Source organism: Noviherbaspirillum aridicola, from assembly GCF_019656455.1.
Classification (GTDB): domain Bacteria; phylum Pseudomonadota; class Gammaproteobacteria; order Burkholderiales; family Burkholderiaceae_D; genus Noviherbaspirillum; species Noviherbaspirillum aridicola.
On record NZ_BPMK01000001.1, the window covers coordinates 241,529 to 263,089 of the forward strand.

At 67.5% G+C, this 21,561-nt stretch carries 16 protein-coding genes; 7 read left to right on the top strand and 9 right to left on the bottom strand.

Annotated features, from left to right (window positions below; all coding sequences use genetic code 11):
* Nucleotides 1–136 precede the first annotated feature (136 nt).
* The 3 genes from NCCP691_RS01165 to NCCP691_RS01175 are packed head-to-tail and all read right to left on the bottom strand — an operon-like array spanning nt 137 to nt 5,320.
* Nucleotides 137–2,896 carry an Hsp70 family protein gene (locus tag NCCP691_RS01165; protein ID WP_220806398.1) on the bottom strand — a complete coding sequence of 920 codons (2,760 nt, stop codon included), beginning with the start codon at nt 2,894–2,896 and terminating at the stop codon, nt 137–139.
* Between the two features lie 4 nt (nt 2,897–2,900).
* Nucleotides 2,901–4,736 (bottom strand): Hsp70 family protein, encoded by a 1,836-nt coding sequence (locus NCCP691_RS01170; RefSeq protein WP_220806536.1) that lies wholly within the window; start codon nt 4,734–4,736, stop codon nt 2,901–2,903.
* Nucleotides 4,730–5,320: a DUF2760 domain-containing protein gene (locus NCCP691_RS01175; RefSeq protein ID WP_220806399.1), complete on the bottom strand. Its 591-nt coding sequence runs from the start codon at nt 5,318–5,320 to the stop codon at nt 4,730–4,732. The genes NCCP691_RS01170 and NCCP691_RS01175 overlap by 7 nt, the downstream gene beginning before the upstream one ends.
* A 253-nt stretch (nt 5,321–5,573) precedes the next feature.
* Here NCCP691_RS01175 and NCCP691_RS01180 point away from each other — a divergent pair, with 253 nt between their 5' ends.
* Both NCCP691_RS01180 and NCCP691_RS01185 read left to right on the top strand, forming a co-directional pair.
* The gene (locus tag NCCP691_RS01180; protein WP_220806400.1) at nt 5,574–6,695 is read left to right on the top strand and encodes a metallophosphoesterase family protein; all 1,122 of its coding nucleotides are present in this window, start codon (nt 5,574–5,576) and stop codon (nt 6,693–6,695) included.
* On the top strand, nt 6,692–9,340 hold the full coding sequence (locus NCCP691_RS01185; RefSeq protein ID WP_220806401.1) for an AAA family ATPase: 2,649 nt from the start codon (nt 6,692–6,694) through the stop codon (nt 9,338–9,340). Before NCCP691_RS01180 ends, NCCP691_RS01185 begins: the two co-directional genes overlap by 4 nt.
* Here NCCP691_RS01185 and NCCP691_RS01190 read toward each other — a convergent pair.
* Nucleotides 9,337–9,735 (bottom strand): hypothetical protein, encoded by a 399-nt coding sequence (locus tag NCCP691_RS01190; protein WP_220806402.1) that lies wholly within the window; start codon nt 9,733–9,735, stop codon nt 9,337–9,339. The genes NCCP691_RS01185 and NCCP691_RS01190 overlap by 4 nt on opposite strands.
* 118 nt (nt 9,736–9,853) lie before the next feature.
* Here NCCP691_RS01190 and NCCP691_RS01195 point away from each other — a divergent pair, with 118 nt between their 5' ends.
* Both NCCP691_RS01195 and NCCP691_RS01200 read left to right on the top strand, forming a co-directional pair.
* Nucleotides 9,854–11,533 (top strand): tetratricopeptide repeat protein, encoded by a 1,680-nt coding sequence (locus tag NCCP691_RS01195; protein ID WP_220806403.1) that lies wholly within the window; start codon nt 9,854–9,856, stop codon nt 11,531–11,533.
* The gene (locus tag NCCP691_RS01200) at nt 11,530–12,123 is read left to right on the top strand and encodes an SAM-dependent methyltransferase (protein WP_220806404.1); all 594 of its coding nucleotides are present in this window, start codon (nt 11,530–11,532) and stop codon (nt 12,121–12,123) included. Before NCCP691_RS01195 ends, NCCP691_RS01200 begins: the two co-directional genes overlap by 4 nt.
* Before the next feature lie 6 nt (nt 12,124–12,129).
* Here the strand turns inward: NCCP691_RS01200 and NCCP691_RS01205 are convergent, their stop codons facing one another.
* On the bottom strand, nt 12,130–13,080 hold the full coding sequence (locus NCCP691_RS01205; protein WP_220806405.1) for a nuclear transport factor 2 family protein: 951 nt from the start codon (nt 13,078–13,080) through the stop codon (nt 12,130–12,132).
* A 470-nt stretch (nt 13,081–13,550) separates the two neighbouring features.
* On the opposite strand from NCCP691_RS01205, the gene NCCP691_RS01210 reads away from it, so the two are divergent.
* Nucleotides 13,551–14,015, top strand: a complete 465-nt coding sequence (locus NCCP691_RS01210; RefSeq protein ID WP_220806406.1) for a hypothetical protein — start codon at nt 13,551–13,553, stop codon at nt 14,013–14,015.
* A 955-nt stretch (nt 14,016–14,970) separates the two neighbouring features.
* On the opposite strand, the gene NCCP691_RS01215 is transcribed toward NCCP691_RS01210, so the two are convergent.
* The 4 genes from NCCP691_RS01215 to NCCP691_RS01230 form a co-directional block, all read right to left on the bottom strand.
* A complete protein-coding gene (locus tag NCCP691_RS01215) occupies nt 14,971–15,456 on the bottom strand; it encodes a DUF6644 family protein (protein WP_238482258.1) in 486 nt (161 codons plus the stop codon).
* A gap of 2 nt (nt 15,457–15,458) precedes the next feature.
* On the bottom strand, nt 15,459–15,797 hold the full coding sequence (locus NCCP691_RS01220; RefSeq protein WP_220806407.1) for a DUF6152 family protein: 339 nt from the start codon (nt 15,795–15,797) through the stop codon (nt 15,459–15,461).
* Nucleotides 15,798–15,886: 89 nt separating this feature from the next.
* Complete coding sequence (locus NCCP691_RS01225; protein ID WP_220806408.1) at nt 15,887–16,960, bottom strand: hypothetical protein; 1,074 nt, start codon at nt 16,958–16,960, stop codon at nt 15,887–15,889.
* Nucleotides 16,961–18,838: 1,878 nt separating this feature from the next.
* The gene (locus NCCP691_RS01230) at nt 18,839–19,165 is read right to left on the bottom strand and encodes a hypothetical protein (protein ID WP_220806409.1); all 327 of its coding nucleotides are present in this window, start codon (nt 19,163–19,165) and stop codon (nt 18,839–18,841) included.
* Between the two features lie 172 nt (nt 19,166–19,337).
* Between NCCP691_RS01230 and NCCP691_RS01235 the strand changes: the two genes are divergently transcribed.
* Both NCCP691_RS01235 and kdgD read left to right on the top strand, forming a co-directional pair.
* Nucleotides 19,338–20,405, top strand: a complete 1,068-nt coding sequence (locus tag NCCP691_RS01235; protein ID WP_220806410.1) for a LacI family DNA-binding transcriptional regulator — start codon at nt 19,338–19,340, stop codon at nt 20,403–20,405.
* Between the two features lie 228 nt (nt 20,406–20,633).
* The gene (gene kdgD / locus NCCP691_RS01240) at nt 20,634–21,545 is read left to right on the top strand and encodes a 5-dehydro-4-deoxyglucarate dehydratase (RefSeq protein ID WP_220806411.1); all 912 of its coding nucleotides are present in this window, start codon (nt 20,634–20,636) and stop codon (nt 21,543–21,545) included.
* The last annotated feature ends 16 nt before the right edge of the window (nt 21,546–21,561 follow it).

Below are 21,561 nucleotides of genomic sequence, written 5' to 3' on the forward strand. Positions count from 1 at the left end.
GTCGGACAGCGATCGCCGGATGGTCATGCAGGAGAGACCCCGCGTGGCGCGGGCCGGTTCCATCCCTGCAACTGCATCAAGCGGGCAAGGCGAATGCAATTGTCGCCGGGTATTTCTCTCGCCGGCCGGACAGGCGTCAGCGGATCAGTCTCAGCCCGGCAGGCAGCGAGTCGCCGAGCAGTCTGCTCTCGGCCGCCTCGTCGAGTGTCACCGTTTCGCGCACCATCGCCGTCCATGCCGGCGGCGCGCCGGACGCGACCAGGCGGGCAAGCAGGCGCTGGCGCAGCATGCCCTCGATGTCGCGCGCGCGGTCGCCAGTCATGCGGCCGATGTGCGCGGCGGCGAAAGCGGCGCCGTCCACGCGTTTCCAGTCCAGCGCCAGCACCTGCTCCAGCCAGCGTCCCGCATCCTCCGGCGGCGCCACGTCATGCGCGCTGCCATGGAAGGGCTGGCGCGCGCCGACGCGGGCCAGGCACCAGAGGACGAGGCTGTCCGGCGCGCCGGCCTGACCGGACAGCAGCCCGAGCAGCCAGTCGCCGATTTCCACCTTGTAGCCGGCGGGGATGCGTTCGAGCGCGCCGGCCAGGCGCAGCATGTCATCGATCGCGCCGGGCACGAGATGCGGCGGGCGCGGACCGCGCTCGGCCTCTTCGGCGACATTGAACGCGAAGTCGTCCAGCAGCCGCAGCTGCGCCTCGCGCTCCAGCCCGCCGGCGACCCGCCGCCACATGGTCCACCATTCGCTCGCCACCTGGTTATCCTTGCCGTGCTGTATGCCGGATTCGAACAGCGGCCACAGGCGGCCGATGCGCCAGTCGTCGGCGGGATAGCCGAAGCCGGGACGCAGGCAATAACCGGCGAGGTTGAACCAGGCCTTTTCATGATCGGCGGACCGGCGCCGGCCGCGGGCCCGCTGCAGCAGGGCATCGCACAGGTGGCGCAGCAGCGGCGTCGGCCAGCGCTCGCGCTCGCCGAGCACCCGCTCCAGCTGCATCCTGAGCTGCCGCACTTCCTTCGGCGTGGTCTTTTGCGCGCGCGGACCGAAGATGCGGTCGATCAGCGCGACCGCGTCGGCGGTGCGCGGCGGCAGCGCCACCTCCTGCGGCGCCTGCTCGTCGGCGGCGTCGCCGCGCAGCTGGAACTCCAGCAGCCAGCGGCGCGCAGGATCGTCGAGGCTGACGCAGTGCATCTCCAGCGTGCCGACCTCGGTCAGCATGCTCGCCAGCTGCACCCGCACTTCCTTGCTGCCGGCGTCGGAGCGCAGGGCGGCGGCGATCGGGGGCAGCGGCGCATAGTCCGCGCCGGCGATATTGACCAGTTCGCCCGGCGCCGGCGGCCGGTTGCCGGGATCGGCGCTGCTGGTGAGCAGGCGAAAGCGCACCGGCTGTCCGACGCGCAGCGCGAAGCCGCGGTCCGCCAGCAGCAGTTCATGGCCGGGCTCGCTGCCGCGCGGCAGCACGCAGACCGCCTTCTGTTCATCCAGCGCGAGGAAATAGCTGCGCGCCGAGCCGCCGCCTATGCGCGGCGCGCGGCCCGCGGCCGCGAGCGCATAGGCGACGGCACCGCGCGCCACCGCGACGTCGGGGTCGGCGTTGTGCAGCAGCCGCAGCGGCTGACCGCGCCAGCCGTCGAGCGTGCGCTGCAGCCTCTGCGCGATGGCGGGCGCGCGGAACACGCCGCCATTGAGCAGAAGGGTATCGGGCAGGGCGGGGCCGTCGGCCGGGGCGCGGTCGCCGAGCGCGTCCCGGGCCGCGTCCTGGTACTGCGCGAGAAAGTCCGCGAGATGGCGGGTCACCGCCGGGTCGCTCGCATAGGGCAGGCCGAATTCCACGATGCCGGACCGCCGTGCCCGCGGCCGCTCGCCGAAGGCGGCAGGCGGAAAGAAGCCGTCGACGATGGCGCGCTCGACTTCGTCGCGCCCGAGTTCCACCGTGCTGGCGCCGCCGACCAGGCGCGAGCCCATGCCGAGCAGGGTGACCGCCGCCCGCTCCGGCGCATTCGCCGCGAGCAGGGTTTCCTTCGCCGCGCGGCAGCGTTCGATCAGCTGCGACAGCCGCGCCGCCGACAGCGGCTGGCCCGAAGCGCCGTCCTGCCGCAGCCGCTGTTCGGCCAGGTGCGCCAGCACCAGGTCCATGTTGTCGCCGCCGAGCATCAGATGCTTGCCGACGCCGATGCGCGTCAGCACCGGGCCGGCGTCGCCCTGTTCCACCCTGATCAGGCTGAGGTCGGTGGTGCCGCCGCCGACGTCGCACACCAGCACCAGCCGCGCGTCGGCGAGCTGTGCCGCCAGTTGCCCGCCCTGCCGGTGCAGCCAGTCGTAGAAAGCGGCCTGCGGTTCTTCCAGCAGCCGCACGCCCGGCAGCCCGGCGTCGCGCGCGGCCTGCAGCGTCAGCGCGCGCGCCGCTTCGTCGAAGGAGGCGGGCACCGTCAGCACCAGGTCCTGCTGCGCCAGCGGCGCGTCGGGAAAGCGCCAGTTCCATGCGGCGCGCACGTGCGCGAGATAACTCGCGCTGGCTTCCACCGGCGACACTCTCGGCACCTCCGCGGGCGCGCCCCAGGGCAGGATGGGGGCGAGCCGGTCCACCGCCGCGTGCGACAGCCAGCTCTTGGCGCTGGTCACCAGCCGCCCCGGCACCTGGGCGCCGAGCCGGCGCGCCAGCATGCCGATCACCAGACCCTCGTCCTGCGCCGACCACGGCAGCCGCAGCGCGCCGGCGGCAAGCTCGCCGGCGGCCGGATGAAAGCGCAGCGACGGCAGCAGCGGCAAGGCCTGGACCTCGCCGGGGCCGACCAGCTGCTCGATGTCGAACAGGCGGATGTCGCCGCCGCCGGCCTCGGCAAAGGCGACGACGGTATGGGTGGTGCCGAGGTCGATGCCGACCTGGAAGCGCTTCATCGCATCAGGCTTCGGCGTGGCCGCGCACGTCGAACTCGACCTTCCAGCGCTCGCCGCCGGTCAGCGGCGTGGCCGACAGTTCCAGCGTGCCGGCTTCGGTCACCGCCGCATGCAGCCGCACCTGCACCACCTCGCCTGCCTGCCGTCCCTCGGCGGGCAGGGTGGCCTGGATTTCGTCGAGTTCCTGCAGCTCGTCCGGCTGCCAGACGTCGAGCACGGTGCCGATGCGGTCCTGGCGGCGTGTGGTGGAGCCGAAGAAGCGGAAATGCACCGGTTCGCCGACCACCAGGCCGAAGGCCTGCGACTGTAGCTCGGCATCGGTGCCTTCCTCCATGCCGAACGGCGCCACGCAAAGTGCCTGGACCGGCGGCTCCATGCCGGGGATGGCCGGCATCGCGGACTCCACCGCCACATAGAAGGACCGGGCGGTGCCGCCGCGGATGCGCACGCCGGTGCCGGTGCGCACATAACCGTAGTAGGCGGCGCCGCGCGCCACCGCCAGGTCGAGATCCGCGCCCTGCAGCAGCCGTGCCGGCGCCGCGTTTTCCGCCGCCAGCCAGCCGTTGACCGTGTCCAGCACGCGCTCGGCCAGGATGCGCGACTTGAACACGCCGCCGTTGAACATGATCGCGGTGGGATGCAGGAAGCTGCCCGCCTGCGCCTGCACGCCAAGCTCGGAGAGCGCGCCGGACTGGCGGCCGAGGAAGGCCGCGAGATGGCGGGTCACCGCCGCGTCCTGCGCGAACGGCAGGCCGAGCTGGGTCAGCGCGGCGCGGGTGCGCGTGGCCGGACGCGCGCCGGCCTCGACCTTCGGGAAGAAGCCTTCGAGGATCACGCCGCTGACTTCCTCGCGCGTAAGCTCGGTGCGGATCGAGCCGCCGATGAGTTTCGAGCCGCGGCTCGGCACCACCAGCGGCACGCTCTGCGCGCCGGCGTCCGACAGCAGCGCTTCCTTGGCCGAGCGGCAGGCATAGGTCAGGGCGCGCATCTGCCAGGGGTCGAGCGTGGTGCCGCCGGCGGCCAGCTTGCGCGCGACGACATGCGCCAGCGTCAGATCCATGTTGTCGCCGCCGAGCAGAATGTGGTCGCCGACCGCCACCCGGTGCAGTTCCAGGTTGCCTTCGCGCTCGACCACCGCGATCAGGGAAAAGTCGCTGGTGCCGCCGCCGACGTCGACCACCAGGATCACGTCGCCCGGCCGCACGTCCTTGCGCCAGCGGCCCTGGCTCGCCTGAATCCAGTGGTAGAGCGCCGCCTGCGGCTCTTCCAGCAGCGTCAGCGACTGGTAGCCCGCGCTGCGCGCGGCCTCGGCCGTCAGCTCCCGCGCCGCCGGATCGAAGGAGGCCGGGATCGTGACGGTGATGTCCTGCTGGATGAAGGGCGCCTCGGGATGGGCATTGTCCCAGGCATTGCGCAGGTGTTCGAGATAACGGATCGAGGCCTGCAGCGGCGACACGCGGGTGACTTCCGGCGGCGCGTCGGCGGGCAGGATGGCGGCGCGCCGGTCCACTCCCGGATGGCAGAGCCAGCTCTTGGCGCTCGACACCAGGCGGATCGGGGTGGCGGCGCCGCGGCTGCGCGCGAGTTCGCCGACCACATCGGGCTGCTCCGCCCCCCAGGGCAGGCTGCGCTCGCCGGCGGCGAGTTCGTCCGCATGCGGCAGATAGAGGAAGGAGGGCAGCAGCGGCAGCGCTTCCACCGCGCCCGGCGCGGTCAGCTGCGGAATCTCGAGCACGCCGTGCACCGTGCGCTCGCCGTCGGCGCTGCCGATCTCCGTCCAGGCCAGCGCCGAGTGCGTGGTGCCGAGGTCGATGCCGATTGCGTAGCGCGCGCTCACAATTCCACCTCCGCCGGCGCCAGCACGCTGGCGTCGTGCGAGGGCGCCAGCTTCGGCAGGCGCACTTCCGAGGCCCGCCAGCCGCGGTGGGTGAGGCTGCCGTTGAACGGCGCGCTGCCGACCACATTGCCGGTCAGCTGCACCGAGGCGGCATCGAATCCCTCCGCCAGCGTCACGCGGCTGCCTTCGCTTTCGCTGCGCACCGGGACGATGGTGAAGTGTTCCTTGAGCACCTTGCGGCAGCCCTCATGCACGACGCGCGCGGCCGCGCCGATGTCCTGGTCGGAGTAGGCGCTCAGGTCTTCCATCGCGAAATCGATCAGGCGCGCATCGCGCTGCAGCAGCGAAAGCAGCTGCAGCGCCGCGTCCGGCGACGCCTCCCTCAGCACCACCGGTTTGGGCGGTTCCGGCGGCGCGGGCTCGGCGCGCGGCACTTCGGCGACGGCCGCGATTTCATCGATATGGTCGACCCGGCGCGCGAACTCGGCGTCGGAAAAGCTGCGGAAGAAGGCGCCGAAGGCGATCGAGATCCTGCGCATGAAAGACGGCTTCGCGTCTTTCTCCGCGGCGGGAGTCGGTTCGTTCATGTATTGCTCCTTGTGATTTTTTACGAATGGAAAGAGCAGGCGGATCGTTCAGCTCTGATCCGGCGGCGGAAGCGATGGTTCGCGCCGCTGCTGCCGAAGGGGGCGCAGTTTACCAGTGTTGCCGGAAAGCCTACGCGGACCGATAAATCACTGTATGCCCATACCGTGCTTTCTGTAGAATTTCTGCTCGCAATCCGGTCGAACGCCACATCCTCGGCCAAAGCCGCCCATCCCGTCTTGAGGAAACCAATCGATGATCCATTTTCTGCACACCGCCGACTGGCAGATCGGCGCCCGCTTCGGCCAGTTCGGCGCGGAAGAGGCGGCGCTGCTCGGCGAAGCCCGCTTCGAAGCGGTCGAGCGCATCGCGGCGCTGGCCGCGCAGCGGCAGGTGCAGGCGGTACTGGTGGCCGGCGACGTGTTCGACCAGCAGACGGTCTCGGACCGCGTGATCCGCCGGCTCTTCGGCGCGCTGGCGGGCTTCTCCGGTCCATGGATCATGATTCCCGGCAATCACGATGCCGCGCTGGCCGAAAGCGTATGGACGCGGGCGGCGGCGCTCGGCTGCATCCCGCCGAACGTCCAGGTCTGCCTCCGGCCCACGGTGATCGAACTCGGCGAGGGCGCGGTGCTGGCCGCGCCGCTGACCCAGCGCCATACCCTCGACGACGTGACTGCCGTGTTCGACGACACCGCCACGCCGGCGGGCATGATCCGCATCGGCCTCTCCCACGGCTGCGTCGCCGAGCGCCTGCCCGAGGGCATCGACGCGACCAACCCGATCGCCGCCGACCGCTGCGCGCGCGCCTCGCTCGACTATCTCGCGCTCGGCGACTGGCACGGCCTGTTCCGCGTCGATGAGCGCACCTGGTACTCCGGCACGCCCGAGACCGACCGCTTCACCAACAACGAGTCCGGCATGCTGCTCGAAGTGCGCATCGCCGCGCCCGGCAGCACGCCCGACGTCACGCCGCACCGCATCAGCCGCTACCGCTGGCAGCGCTGGGAGGAGACGCTGTCGGTGCCGAGCGACGTCGAGCGACTGGTCGCGCGGCTGCAGCCTCTCGGCCAGGGGGATGTGCTGATGCTCAGGGTCGAGGGCGGCATCGACCTCGGCGCCTGGCGCAGCCTGGAAAGAGCGATCGACGAAACCGCGGCCCGCGTCAGGGCGCTGCGTCACGACCTGGGAGGGCTGCGCTTTCTGCCGACCGATGCCGACCTGGCCGCGCTCGGCGCGCGCGGCGGCTATCTCGCCAACGCCGTGGCGCGCCTGCGCGCCGAGCAGGAAGCCGGGGACCCGCAGGAGCGGGCCGCCGCCACCGAAGCGCTGCTGCTGCTGGCGCGCTTTCAGCAGGAACTGGAGGGACGGCAATGAAACTGCGCCGCATCGTCATCGAGGACTTCCGCAAGTTCTCCGGCCGACTGGAAATCGACGGCCTGCAGGACGGCATCAACATCTTCACCGGCCCCAACGAGGCGGGCAAGACCAGCATCGCCAGCGCCATCCGCGCGGTCTTCCTCGAACGCTACCGTTCCAAGTCCATGGCGGGCGCGGTGCCCTGGCAGTCGCCGGCGGCGCGTCCCCAGGTGCTGGTCGAATTCGAGACCGGCGGGCGCAGCTACCGCCTGCGCAAACGCTTCATCAAGGGACAGGAATGCGAACTGCTGGTCGACGGCGGCCTGCAGAAATTCCAGGGCGACGGCGCCGAGGAAGCGCTGTCCTCGCTGCTGCGCTTTTCCATGCCCGCGCGCGGCGCCTCCACTCCCGAGCACGGCGGCATTCCCGGCCTGCTGTGGATCGCGCAGGGCCAGGGCCACGACCTGGCCAGCCCCGCCGGCCATGCCGCCGCCCATCTGCGGCAGGCCCTGTCGGAGCTGGCCGGCGGGCAGGTGGAGCAGGGCGAGGATGTCCTGATCGCATCGGTGCAGAAGGAGATGCACAAGCTGCTCACGCCGCGCAACGCGCAGCCGACCGGCGAGTATGCCCAGGCCGAGGCCGACTGGCAGGCGGCGTGCGAGCGCCTGCAGACACTTGAAAAGCTGCAGGGCGCTTTCGCCGCCGACGCGGAGCGGCTCGCGCGCATGCAGGAGGAATGCGATCAGGCCGCACGGCGCAGGCAGTGGGAAGTCCTGGCCGCCCGCGCCGAGCAGGCGCGGCGCAAGCTGGCCGCGCTGCACGCGGCCCGTGAACTGCTGGCGCAGCTGGAGCGCCTGCACGCGGCGAACCGCGAACGCAGCCGCCTGCTGCAGGAGCGCGAGCAGCAGGCGCAGCAGGACATGGCGGCGCTCGACACGCTCGAGCAGAACCGCGCCGCCGTCCAGCAATCCGCCGAAGCGCTGCTGGCGCGCTGCCGCGAGCTGGCGCAGGCCGAGGAACAGTCGCTGGCCGCGCTCGGGCAAGCCCGGGCCGCGGCGCAGGCGGCGATGGCGGCGGCGCAGGCACGTCAGCTGCGGGAACAGCGCGCGCTCGAACAGGAACAGCTCGAACGCCGCCGCCAGGCGCTGCAGGCGACGCAGCAGTTGCGCGCCCAGCTGGCCACGGCGACCGCCGCCGCGGCCGCGTCCGCCATCGGCGCCGACGGCCTGCGCACGCTGCGCGCGCTCGACGCCGAGGTGGCGACACTGCAGGCAAAGATGGAGGCGACCTGCACCCGCATCGAATACCGGCTCTCCCCGCAGGCCACGCTGATGCTCGGCGACGCGCCGCTCTCCGGCAGCGGACACCGGCTGCTGGAACACGACGCCACGCTCCTCATCCCCGGCGTCGGCGAGCTGCGCATCATCCCCGGCGCCAGCGAAGCCAGCGGTCTCGCGTCGGCGCTGCGCGACCGCCTTGCAAAACGCGACGCGCTGCTGCGGCAGCTCGGCATCGCCAGCCTGGCCGAAGGCGAGGCGCGCCTGGCTGAACACCAGGCCTTGCGCAGGGAGATCGAAAGCCTGGAGAAACAGCAGCGCATCCACGCGCCGGAGGGCGTGCAGGCACTCGCGGATGCCATCGCGGCGGGTGAAGCCCGTCTGCAGGCACTGCAGGCCAGGATCGATGCATTGCCGGCGGCGGAAACCGCCTGCGATCCCGCCGCCGCGAATGAAGCGGTCACCGCCGCCGAGACGAGACACCGCGCGTATCAGCAGCAGGCCCGCGCCGCGCGCGATGAACAGCTCGCGCTGAGTGCGCGCGCCGCCTCGCTCGCCGAAGATCTGCAGTCGCGCCGCCAGCGTCTCGACACCGACGAGGCCCGCGAACGGCGCGCGGCCGCGCAGCGCGAACTCGCCGAGGCGCTGGCGCAGGACGGATTGCTTGCCGCGCAGGTGCAGGAGATCAGGAATGAAGCCGCGCAGCTGGCCGCCGACGTCGACGAGGATGAAGCCGACAGCCTGATGCGCGCGGCCGACAACCAGCGGCAGGCACACGCGCGCTTGCAGAGCGAGATCGTGGCGCTGCGGGCGCGTCTCGAGCAGCAGGGCGCCACTGGTCTGGGCGAACAGCTTGCCGAAGCATCCGCGCAGGCGGAGCAGCTCGGCCGGCGCCGCGCGGAACTCGCGCACCGGGCGCGCGGCCTGGCCCGGCTGCACGCGGTGCTGATCGAGGAAAGGGACAAGGCGGTGCAGAAGCTGCAGGCGCCGCTGGTGTCGCGCATGGAGCATTATTTCCGCAAGCTGTTTCCCCAGGCCGGGCTCGCGCTCGGCGAACAGCTGACGCTCTCCTCCCTGCTGCGCGACGGCACCGCCGCCGAGCCGGAACAGCTCAGCTTCGGCACGCGCGAGCAGATCGGCCTGCTCGGCCGCTTCGCCTATGCGGATCTGCTGCGCGAGGCAGGCATGCCCACCCTATTGATACTCGACGACGCGGTGGTGCACACCGATGCCGAGCGCCGCGCGCGTATCAAGCGCGCGCTGCGCGACGCCGCGCGTCGCCACCAGGTGCTGATCTTCACCTGCCATCCCGAGGACTGGGACGACATGCCCGAGCTGGCGCGCGATATCCGCACGCTGGGGGCGGGCTGCGGCGAGTCGGCTTAAAGGTCGCGCAGCAGATCGCGCTCGTTCAGGATGGCGTAGACGATTTCGGGATGCCGCTCGAGGCAGCGGCGCACGGCGGCGGGAATCGCCTGCCGCGTCTTGCGGCACAGCCCGGGCTGCTCGTCGAGCGTGATCGACAGGCCGCGCACGGTGCGCACTTCGGCGCCGCCGGGGGCGATCCGCAGCACCATCCCGAGCTGTTCGCGCATGCGGTCGGCAATGCGGCGCAGATCGGCCAGCGTCGTCAGCTCCTCGATGCGCGCGACCAGCCGTTTTTCTTCTTCCCGCGTAAGCAGCAGGATGCGCATGTCCCCGCCGGGGCCTTCGAACAATTGCTCGCGCCGGCAGGTGCAGGCGCCGGGCGGACATTCCTTGCGTATCGGGTGCTGATGCATGACAGGACGCTTAACGGGAGCAGCCGGCAACATGACGAGTATAGCCGGCAATGGAACCGCAGGCGCCGGAGTGCCCACTCACCTGCATTCCCTGACGTCGCATCCGACAATGCCATTCATGTCCGCACCATCCACATTTCGCGCCGACCAGGCCATCGTGCACGCCCGCCAGCTGATTCGTACCGGCGACCTCGCCGCCGCCGAGCGCTGTTATCGCCAGATACTCGCTGCCGAGCCGTGGCATGCGGAAGCGCTGTATCGCCTGGCCCTGCTGTTGCAGCAGGGCGGACGCCACGACGAGGCGCTGCACCTGCTCGGCAGCGCGCTCGCGGTGCAGCCGGACAATCCGCTGCTGCATGCCGCGCAGGCAGCCTCGCTCGCCGCCGGCAAGCGTCTGCTGGATGCGCTCGAGAGCATGGCCACCGCGGCCTGCCTGCATCCCGGCAGCCGCGACCTGCTGTACAACACCGGCCTGCTGTTCGCCGAGCTGTGCTGCCCGGCGCAGGCCGAGACGATTGCTCTCGCGCTTCTCAAAGACCGGCCCGACTGGCCCGCCGCCCATTTCCTGCTGGTGCGCGCACTGACCGGCCAGGACGCGGACCCGGCGCGGATTGCCGCCGAATACGACTTCCTGATCAAGGCCGACCCGTTGAACCCCGCGCTGCGCTTCGCGCGCGGCCTCCAGCAGCTGCGCGAAGGGAATTACCGCGAAGGCTGGGAAGCGCAGGAATGGCGCTGGGAGATCGAGCCGGTCAGGTCGGCGCGCGTCGTCTCGGACCGGCCGCGCTGGGCCGGCGGCCCGCTCGCCGGCCGCCGCCTGCTGGTGATGGGCGAACAGGGGTATGGCGACATCCTCCAGTTCAGCCGTTACCTGCCGCTGCTGATGGAGCGCGGGGCGCGCGTCACCCTGATGCTGCACCGGGAGCGTGCCGGCCTGGCGCGCCTGCTCGGCAGGATCGAGGGACTGGAGATCGCCCTCGCGCCCGAGACGCTGCCGCCGCATGATCTGTATTGCCCGCTGGCTTCCTTGCCCTGGGTCTTCGACACTCGGGTGGAAGAGATGCCGCCGCCGGTGCGATTCTCTCTCGATTCAGCCGATGTCGCCGGCTGGCAGGCGCGCCTGCTCGGCTTGCCGCGCCCATGGATCGGCGTGTGCTGGGCGGGATCGCCCGATCACGACCACGACATCCGGCGCTCGCTGCCGCTGGCCACGGACGGAGACTGCCGCCTGCGCCGCCTGCGCCACGACGAAAGGGTGGGGGCGGTCGCCGCAAGCCTCGCCGACGCCTGCGGGATACCCGCGATCGGGGCAGCCGCCGCCCGCGACGCGCTCGCCCGCGCGCCCAGCATGCAGCCCTTTCTCGAGCACTGTCCGGGCAGCTTCATCTCCCTGCAGGTCGGGCCGGCCGCGGCGGAGATCGACGACCTTCCGGACGCGCTGCGGGAACGGATCGCCAGTCCCCTGCGCGCGGCGCACGATTTCTATGACACCGCCTGCATCCTGGCTTGCCTCGATGCCGTGGTCAGCGTCGATACATCCGCCGCCCACCTGGCGGGCAGCCTCGGCTGTCCGGTGACAGTGATCAAGCCCGCTGCCCCGGAATGGCGCTGGATCGAGCGCGACGGCAGTGCGCTCTGGTATCCAGGTATGCGGCTCGTCTCCCAGGAACAGCTGGCCTGCGCGCCGGCGGATATTGCTTCATGGGCAGTTGCTAGCGCTGGCGCAAACCAAAGAACTTCCGGCACGCGGACACATCCGACGGAAATCCATTTCCGTTTCCGCCCGGAGTTCACATGAAAACCTCGCCGCAGCAAGGAATCGAATCCCGCCGTCTTGCCCTGCGCCTGTGCGCCGCCACCGTGGCGGCCGCCTGCATGCCGCCGGCCTGGGCGCGCAAGGATGCGCCCAGGCTGGACGTCCCCTACGTGCCGACGCCTCAGGAAGTGGTCGACCGCATGCTGGAGATCGCAAGGGTCGGCAAGAACGACCTGGTCTATGACCTTGGCTGCGGCGACGGCAGGATGGTGGTGACTGCGGCGCGGAAATACGGGGCGCGCGGCGTCGGTATCGACATCGATCCCCAGCGCATCGCGGAAGCGCGCGCCAACGCGGCGAAGGCCAAGGTGACCGACAAGGTCCGCTTTTCTCAGGGCGATCTGTTCAAGACCGATCTCTCCGAGGCGAGCGTGCTCACGCTCTATCTGCTCAACAGCATCAACCGCGAGCTTCGGCCGCAACTCTGGCGCCAGCTCAAGGTCGGCACCCGCGTGGTCTCGCATGCATTCGACATGGGAGAAGAATGGCCGCCGGAAAAAACCGAGACCGTCGCCGGCAGCACCATTTACTACTGGACGATCACCGACGCCCAGAAACGCGCGGTGGCCTGAGCGGCTTCACGCGCCCGCCCGCTCCTCGACGATCTTCCATCCGTCGTCGTACTTGCGCAGCACGAGCGTCTTGCGCTCTTTCGAGGTGAAATTGTCGGACGAATAATTCTGCCGGAAGCGCACCGTCGCCGTCGCGCCGCTGACGGCCACCTGCGGCGCGTCCACTTCCACCGCAATCCTCGACTTGCCCTGGATGAGTTCGCGCCGCTTCGCCTCCCAGGCGCTGCGCGACTCCTGCCGGGGCGTACGGAAGTCCGGCCCGTAGAAAGCGAGATAGGCGTCCACGTCGCGCGCGCTCCAGGCCGCGGCCCAGCCGCGCACGACGGATAGCGCCGCCTCGTTGTCCGGGGCCGCCGCCGGCTTCTCGACCGCTGAGGCCGGCTTCTCCGTCACGGACGCCGCCGCCGGGGCCGGGGTCGGGCCTGCCGCCTGCGCATCCCCGATCTTACGCAGCTGCGCCTGGCGCTGGCGCGCGGCTTCGTTGCCCGGGCTGAGCTGCACCAGCTTGCCCAGCGCCTGCTGGGCCATCTGCAGATGCAGGTCGGCCAGATTCTCATAGGCCGTCGCATAGTTCGGATCGATCTGTATCGCCTTGTTCAGCGCCGCCAGCGCTTCGTCGTAACGACCGCTCCCCGCATGAATCACCGCCATGTTGTTGTGCGGCTCCGCAAGTTTCGGATAGTCCCGGGTGAGGGCGCCGAACACCGAGAGCGCGTCCGCCTTGCGTCCGAGATTGGTCAGGGCCAGTCCCTGCAGAAACCGCAGTTGCGGATCGCGCGGCTGCTTCCTGAGCTGTTCATCCGCGCGCGCGAGCGCCGCTTCGTTCTGTCCGGACTTGAGGAGCGCGGCGACGTCGCCTGCCGCGTCCGCATGCGCCTGCCCGGCCGCGACGAGCAGTACGAGGGAGAGGCCGGGCAGAAATCGTCCGGCCCACGCATGCGCGAAATTCATTTTCATTATTGACTCCGGGTCGCTTCGATCATGAAGATCGATGATGATTCATAAGGGAAATCATACCAATAAACAGGGGAGGCGCATCACTTTCAGGGCTCCCGATCAATGACCTGCTTCGCAAAGCGGGGATGAGTGAGGCTTGCATGGCCGGGCCGACCGCGGCGTGTTGCCCGCACTTCCCGGGCCGTATCGTCATGTCCGCGTATTGCGCTTCGCCCGGCACACCCTGGCCCCGTCGTCGCTCAAACACATTCAAAAATTCGAGCTGGAGAAGACCTGTATTAAAACTGTCATCGATGGGATTGTCGCGGACACAATGTTTGAACTTTGTTTAATCTGATCCGTCTTGTGTGTTGTATTAATAGATCCCCCGGTTCCTTAAGCCGCAACGGGAACCGGTTCGCGGTTTCGCGCATGCGCTTGCAGCCTTGCAAAGAAGCCGGCATTCATGTCAATTCATTGTTGGAGCCGTCATGTCGAATTTGAGATCCGCACGAGATTCGCTCGCCGCAGAACTGGCCCATGCACGCCAGGGCCTGGCCTTTTACGATGCCCGTGTACACGCGCTGGAAGAGACCCTTGCCACCCTCGATAACCTGAACGCGGAAGGCGACATCGGCGACAAGCCGCGGCGTCAGGGGCGCCCGGCGCGCGCCGAGCAGACCGAAGCCGTGGCGAGGGGCGGCCGCGGCAGGAAGCAGTCCGGCGGCCTTCCGGCAACCGGCAAGGAGTTCTGGACCAGCCTGGTGACCAACGAGCCGCGTTCGACCAGGGAAATCCTTGAGGCAGCCATCCAGACCCTGGGCATCGATCCCTCGAGGGATGACCTGAAGAAGCTGTCCCAGCGCCAGGCCAATGCCCTGCACATGCTGGTCAAGGAAAAAACGATTTCCGACAGCGGAAGCGGGCGCGAGCGCCGCTTCTTCCGCCCGACCTGATCCAGGCGGCGTATTCCCGAGCGAGGGTGGGGCAGCCGCCGTCATGCGGCAGCCCCACCGCGTCATCCATCTGCTGCACGACGGTGCTAGTGCCTTCTGCCTCGCTCTGCATTTTCCCCTGATTGAACACTTCCGCTCGCAGTCACGCGTGGCAGGCATGCGACGGATGCCCGTCACGTCTCGCCGCATCGCGCTCGTTTCGTGTTCTCGCTGTAAGCATCGGTGGCCGGTGTGCGGCTCCCCGGATCCGGGGTCATGCCCGGGCCTTTCTTGTGCAGCATTGTTCGTTTTTAAACACGCGGTCGATCTTCATGCGAAAGGCGTAGCGGCTTCCGTAGTCATTGATGCATCGGCGAGGTGTGCAAAAACCGCGTTCCTTCATACGCATTCCAATCATCATCCTGACTTCGCCGATGCAATTAACCGTCATGCGGTTTATCGAAAACCAGAGTCTGCAGGCCCAGCAGGGCGGGGTGGGCTATGCCGGGGAGGTCGGGCACGCGGAGAGCGACGCAAGTTTGAATTCGATTGTTAATTGCCCTGCTTGTCCCGGAAGACTCCGGGCGGGCGCGGTGCCGTACGATCAAGGATCGGTTCGATCGGGCAGTGCGGCGGGGGGCGAGGCCGGCGCGTGTACTGGCCGCTACGCGTTCAGAACGAACGGCCATACATGCGCGGCCGTCAACAACCGCTTCAAGCGATCATCAGGGGGACGAACTTGAATCAGTGGAAGAGCACTTCGAACACTCGACGTGTCTCATAACCGTGGTGAGAACCTCCGGTTCCCTCATGTTTCAGGAGCGCGAGCGAGGAACGTGAAGGTGAGAGCGGCGACAGGAATACAACCGGACGCCCGCGCCCTGAAGCAGGAATGGAACGAGCGGCTTCCTCAGCCTGTGCGCGCACCGATCGACCGGCGCTTCAGGTCCCGGGAACAGCATCGTCCGCAAGGCGTTCAGGTATAAGCGAGCAATCGTCCGCAGCTGATCACCGCGATCCAGGTGAAGAGCGATACCAAGGCATGGCTCTTGGCCGCGGCCGGCGGTTCCGCGCCCACGTCCCACTCCGCTGCGCCACGATAGACGCGCGCATGGAACAGCAGCGCATTGAGTCCCGCAAGCAGGATCAGGACGAGCTTGAGCAGGAAGACGGGATTGCCGAGGAAGTCCGACGGATGCGCGGAGAACATCAGCAGACCTGCAGGGACCACCAGGACGAGACTGAGCAGCGTCCAGCGAAGCAGGTGGCGCCCGAGCGCCTGCACGGACAGTGCCTTGCCCAGGCCGAGCAGGCGCAGATCGAACATGGCGACCGAACCGACCAGCAGGACGAAGCCGACGATGTGCACGATCTCGACGATAGGGTAGGTCCACAGGCCCGTCCTCATCGCCTCGGCCAGGGCCGATTGCTCGATCCAGCCCAGCGCGCCTTGCGACTGCATGCTCAGCGCAGTTCCGTCGTCTTGCCGCCGACCGTGATGCGTTCCGCTCTCATCTCGTCCGGCTTGTTCCGGTTCGGATAGCCATATACCGTGGCCTGTCCGCCCGCCTGCAGCATGTCCCTGGCGAGACCGCGGTTTTCCATGCGGCTCGGCGGCGCCAGCACCACGTGCCAGGTCTGGTCGCCGCTCTTGAGTTTCACGAAACCGTGCGGATGCACGTAGCCGGATTCAAGAATCTGTCCCTTGAGTTCCATCGCCTTGTCGGCATCGTATTCGCCCCATCCGTGATGGGCATAAACCGCGCCGGCCGCGAAAAGCATTAACAGGGAATACCGTTTCATCGGATCTCCTTTCAGCAAAGCTCGGGGTCGGCGCTCATTATCGCAGAGCCGCGCGAGGCGGTGTTCCACCCCGCGCGGCGGATGGCGACTCAGGACGGGTTGCGCGGATAGGCGCGGATCCAGGCAGTGCCGCTGATGCCGTCGCCGGTCACCGCGGGCTGGCTGCCGACGGTGATCGACTCGCCGTCGAGTTCGTCGCGCTGCAGCCCTGCCGACGCGGGACGGATAAGGTCGGCCGCCGACAGCGTCAGTGCCATGGCGAACTGGCCGGACAGAAGCTCGATGCCGGGCAGACGGTCAGCGGCCTGGGCGAAGGCCTGCTCCAGGTCGAACAGCAGCACGGTGCTGGTCTCGTCGCCGTAGTTGTCGAGCACCTGGGACGCGGGCGCCAGGCGCACGGACTGCGGATTGGCCGGGAAACTCGCGCTGATTTCATTGCCTGCCGCGGTGCGACCGCGTACATGGATCAGCGAATTCTCACGCACGCGTGCCGACAGCAGGCCCTGCTCGGATGTGCTCAGCTCGACGCCTTCCACGACGAAGCTCAGTTCCTCGGGGACCTCGTTGGTGCCGATATCCGGCGAGGACTGCAGTTCGACGAGCCTGAACGCGAGCCGGCCGACGGCGGTCTGGTTGCCGACGGACGTGACGGTCTCGGTCGTCTGCACGAACCGGTCGATACGGAAGCCGACCGAGGCAAACGGAGCAGCCGGTGCGGTCACGGTCGGGGCGATCCACTCGATGCCGTCTTCCATGTCGTTCGCCGGCCTGGTTTCGTTGCCGGTGGCGCCCGCGGCGGCGTCGAGCAGGCCGCCGCCGGTCTCGAACTCTTCCAGCTGGATCGCGTTGTAGTAGTTGCGGTCAGCCTTCAGGAACACCAGCTGATCGGCGACGATCGCGAGCTGTCCCTGCAGCTTCGTATCGTTCACCTGCTGGCCGCCGCCGTTGTCGGGTTGCTGCGTTCCGGGATTCTGATTGCCGCCGCCCGGCGGGGTGGAGGTATCGCCGCCACCCGTCGGGGTGCCGCCGCTGTCGCTGCCGCTCGACGGCGTGCCGCCAGTTGCCGGACGCGTCGTGTTGTCATCGCCGCCGCCGCCACCACCGCATGCAGCCAGGAGTGCCGCCACCGTCAGTAGCCCCGCGATTTTTTTCTTTGCAAGCATTCTCTTTCTCCCTATGAACAGTCGATAGACATCGCTACAGGCACCGTGCCGGGTAGCGTTGGAGAAAAGTTTCCGCGCGAGCAGGCCTCAGGGAGTTAAGAAAATGCAAACGCGCGGGACGCCTGGATCGAAGAAAATCAAAGGAAGGATGGAACCGGCAACCGGTCGCCACAGAAGAGAGCAGGAACGGCCCGCAAACGCTGCCAACGAGCAACGCTTGCAGTGGTTTTAGCAATGGAGGGAAGCCTCGTCGCGCGCGTGGAGAAGGCGCGGGCCTGCGGCCAGAAGCGGACTTTCGTGGGCAGAGGCCCCCTTCTTCGGCGGCTTGTTTGCTCGCCTAAGCGCGATCCCATAGTCGCTACTCCGCTCAGTTCTCAAATTCGATCCGACCGCGCATTCGGTTTCTTGAAGCCATGCCAATGACCTGCTCCAGAATGTGGGCATTCCATTAGCCTCAGATAAAGGTGCCTATCGAGCAATTTTTGTTTTCAGCATGGGTCCCTGCAAGGTGCGAGCGCAGTAGGTCACTACTGACCCAATCATGAGAAGTCCGTGACAGGTCATCAAACCGCGCCGACTTGCGTCCGTTCTGATCTTGCCCAACGAGAACGCAAGCTGAATCACTTAACGTACGTGCACCTTCTATTGACTCTACCTCACTTTTACCTATGAAAGCTTCCTTCGGGCTCCTCGTTATTGCGTTCCTTGCAGGCTGTGCCACGTCTAGGCAAATCGTAGGCCCGAACGGTACAGCTGCCCACGCTATTCGCTGCGGAGCAGCTGTAGCTGATGCGTGTCTGGAAAAGGCAGGAGAGGTATGCCCAAAAGGATACGTTGTCCTGAATAGCCGTGGATCTCAATATCTCGGTCAATATGGAACAGGATCCGTTGGAGGCGCATGGAGTCCAGCGGGCGGCGCATTCTCAGGGTCCGCCACCTCGATGCCGCTCATCAGCCCAAATACTATGCTTGTCGAATGCAAGGCATGAGCTCAATGGAGGCAGCCGGCAGCGAGCTGTTATCAAGAGCCTGGATCGTGGAGGCTTATTGAAGCGTACTTTTTGTACCAACAACAACGACTACAGATTGGCAGCGACTCTTAGCGCCGCTGCGACTTCATTGGAAAATCGGCTGCCCTGCCGTGTCCGCAGAAACGTGCTGGGAGGAGAGCGGGGCACCGCTTCGTTAGCTAACCACGCCGTTCAACCAGAAAACGTGCGTCGTTACTTATGCCAGTCCCGGTAGCGAAAAATTCGGGATTTCTGACATCACAGAGTTTTAGCTCGTCCCTGGACGCAGCCACGCAAGCGTACTAGTTGAGCGTCCGCCCTCGGAGAAGATGACTTCATGAACGAACAAAATTTATCGTCGCCGCAGCCGATATGTAAGTGAACCGTGAGCGACCGCTTTCGGGAAGCGGATACTCCCGGTTTGGGTCAATAGCGGAAGTACACACACGCAGTTCTGGCGCTAAGATGACAGCCGAGTTCGCAGACGTACTGATGCTATGGCCCAAGCACTTGACGCAGCCAGCGTCCCAGCATTCAGGGTGGGGAGCATACCGACCGAAAGCAGACTGATCGCAGCAAGCTCGGCCGCAAACACCATTTATTGGTAGATCAGCGTGGGCTGCCGCTAGTAGCCAGGCTTGGCTGCGCCGACGAGGGATATCAGCACGCTTCGCACGCCACAGCGCGTAGTCACGCGAAAGGCTCGGCCGCTGGCGTCCGGTTGTTGAACGCCCCCTGGGGGCTACACCGTTTCCGCAAACTGCGCATCCTCCGCTGTGAGCGGCGAGCCGACATCCGCCAAGCCGTTCTTACGCTTGCCCGCGCACTCATCTGTCGGAGGTCCGTCGAGAAGCTTTGTCAGGCGCTCTCAGTCGAACCTGGAAAGGCTGGCCATTGCCTCTTCGCGCGCACGGCGGCGGGCCCGGTCCGCTTCCATGTCGGCTTCCGTGATGGTGCCGAGTTTCAGCAGCACATTGCGCATGTATTCATCGCGCTGGGCAGGTGTGTGTTGCAGCGCCATCGCGTAGCCGTCGGCCATGCCGCGCAGGTGCTGCGCCTTGCGACTGCGGCCGGCGCCTTCTTCGAGTCCGGCCCGAAATCCGTTCAGGCGTCCTGCCTGGAAGACCAGCCAGGCGGCGAAAGCGCTTGCGATGAAGACGAGTACGACTAATGCAAAAATGTCTTGGTAATGCATACATCATCCTGTGCGGAAAGAATGCATCTTACAGGCTCATCGTTTGAACGCGAAGCAATTGAAGCCCGGAGCGGCACGGTTAAAACTTCGCTCATGCAGGAGTGTTAATGCAGGTATGTCACGTTCGGCGATATTGCCGGCGACAACCGGGCGGCCGCTATAATCTCGCCCCATGACAAGAAAACCCGAACCGGAAGAGAAGGACCCGGCGCGCCAGCGGCGCGTTCGCCGCAGCGCCGGCGGGATCACCCTGCGCGATGTCGCGAAGCTCGCGGGCGTGGCGCCGATCACCGCCTCGCGCGCGCTCAACACGCCGGACGCGGTGTCGCCGGAGGTATTGCGCAAGGTGCGGGATGCGGTGGCGCAGACGGGCTACGTCCCCAACATGCTCGCCGGCGGGCTGGCATCGAGCCGGAGCCGGCTGGTTGCGGCGGTGGTGCCCACCGTCTCGGGGCCGGTCTTCCTCGAGACCGTGCAATCGCTGACGGAATCCCTCGCGGAGCATGGCTATCAGCTGATGCTCGGCCAGAGCGGATATGCCGACTCGCGGGAGGATGCCCTGCTGGAGGCAATCATCGGCCGTCGTCCGGACGGCGTCGTCCTGACCGGCATCATGCGCTCGCCAGAGGGCCGTCGCCGGCTTGTGTCGAGCGGCATCCCCGTGGTGGAGACCTGGGACCTCACGCCGACGCCGATCGACATGCTCGTCGGGTTTTCGCATGAAGCCATCGGCAAGGCGGTCGCGGCGTTCCTGAAGCAACGCGGACGGCGCCGCGTTGCCTCGATCCACGGCAACGATGAACGGGCAGTGCGCCGGCATCGCGCGTTCGACGAAGCGGCCGTCGAACTCGGCATTGGCGGCAAGCGGAAAAGCGCGCCGCCGGCCGTCGCCGTGCCCGCGCCGACCACGCTCGGCAGCGGCCGCGCGGCGCTGCGCGAACTGCTCGACCGCTCGCCGGAAATCGACGCCGTGTTTTGCAGCTCCGATCTGCTCGCGCTCGGCGTCCTCACCGAAGCCCAGGCGTCCGGCGTCAGGGTGCCGGACGATCTGGCGGTGATCGGCTTCGGCGATCTTGGTTTCGCACGCGACCTCCATCCGGCGCTGACCACGGTGCGCATAGACGGCACCGCCATCGGCCGGCTCGCGGCGAGGCTCATCATCGAGCGGGTAGCGGGACGTACTCCCGATCAACCCGTCCAGGACATCGGCTTTTCCATCGTCGAACGCGCCAGCGCCTGACGCCATTTTTGTTTCCCAAAAAACTGTTTGACACGTCTGTTTGGTACCGCTACCATTCATCTCACTCGCGGATGGTAGCGGTACCATAGAAGTGCCGGACTGGACTGGCAGCCCTTCCATCGACGCGCGGCAGCGGCGGCTCCTCCCCATGAGGAAGACATGGCGACCAGGAGACATCAGGACACGAGGGCCCCGCTGATCAGGCATTCACCCATCGAAAGGCAAGCCATGCAAGCTCAAGAACTCAAGCGCGTACTGGAAAGCGGACTGCTCTCGTTTCCGCTGACCGACTTCGACGCCAATCTCACTTTCCATCCCGGCCGTTATGCCGAGCGTCTCGAGTGGCTGATGCCTTACGGCGCGTCCGCGCTGTTTGCCGCTGGCGGTACGGGCGAATTCTTTTCGCTGGAGCCGGAGGAGTATTCGCGCGTGGTCGCGACCGCCGTGGAGACCTGCCGCGGACGCATGCCGATCATCGCCGGTGCCGGCGGCGGCACGACCCTCGCGATCAAATACGCGCAGGAGGCGGAACGTCTCGGCGCGCAGGGCGTACTGCTGCTGCCGCATTACCTGACCGAGGCGACGCAGGAAGGCCTGGTCGCGCATGTGCAGGCCGTGTGCCGCAGCGTGAGCTTCGGCGTGATCGTCTACAACCGCGGCGCCTGCCGGCTGACGCCGGCGTCCCTGCAGCAGCTGGCGGATACCTGCCCCAACCTGATCGGATTCAAGGACGGCATCGGCGACATCGAATCGATGGTGGCGATCCGCCTGCAGCTCGGCGACCGTTTCGCCTATCTCGGCGGCTTGCCGACCGCGGAAGTGTTTGCGGGGGCGTACAAGGCGATGGGCGTGCCGGTGTATTCGTCCGCCGTATTCAACTTCATTCCGCGCACGGCGATGGCGTTCTACAAGGCGCACGCCGCCGGCGACACTGCCACCACCGACCGTCTGATCCGCGACTTCTTCCTGCCTTATCTCGAGCTCCGCAACCGCGGGCAGGGCTACGCGGTGAGCATCGTGAAGGCGGGCGCCACCATCATCGGCCACGGCGCCGGGCCGGTGCGTCCTCCGCTGTCGGATCTCAAGGCGGCGGAAGTCGAGGAGCTTCGCGCACTGATGAACAAGCTGGGCCCTCAGTAATCACCACACGATCCAT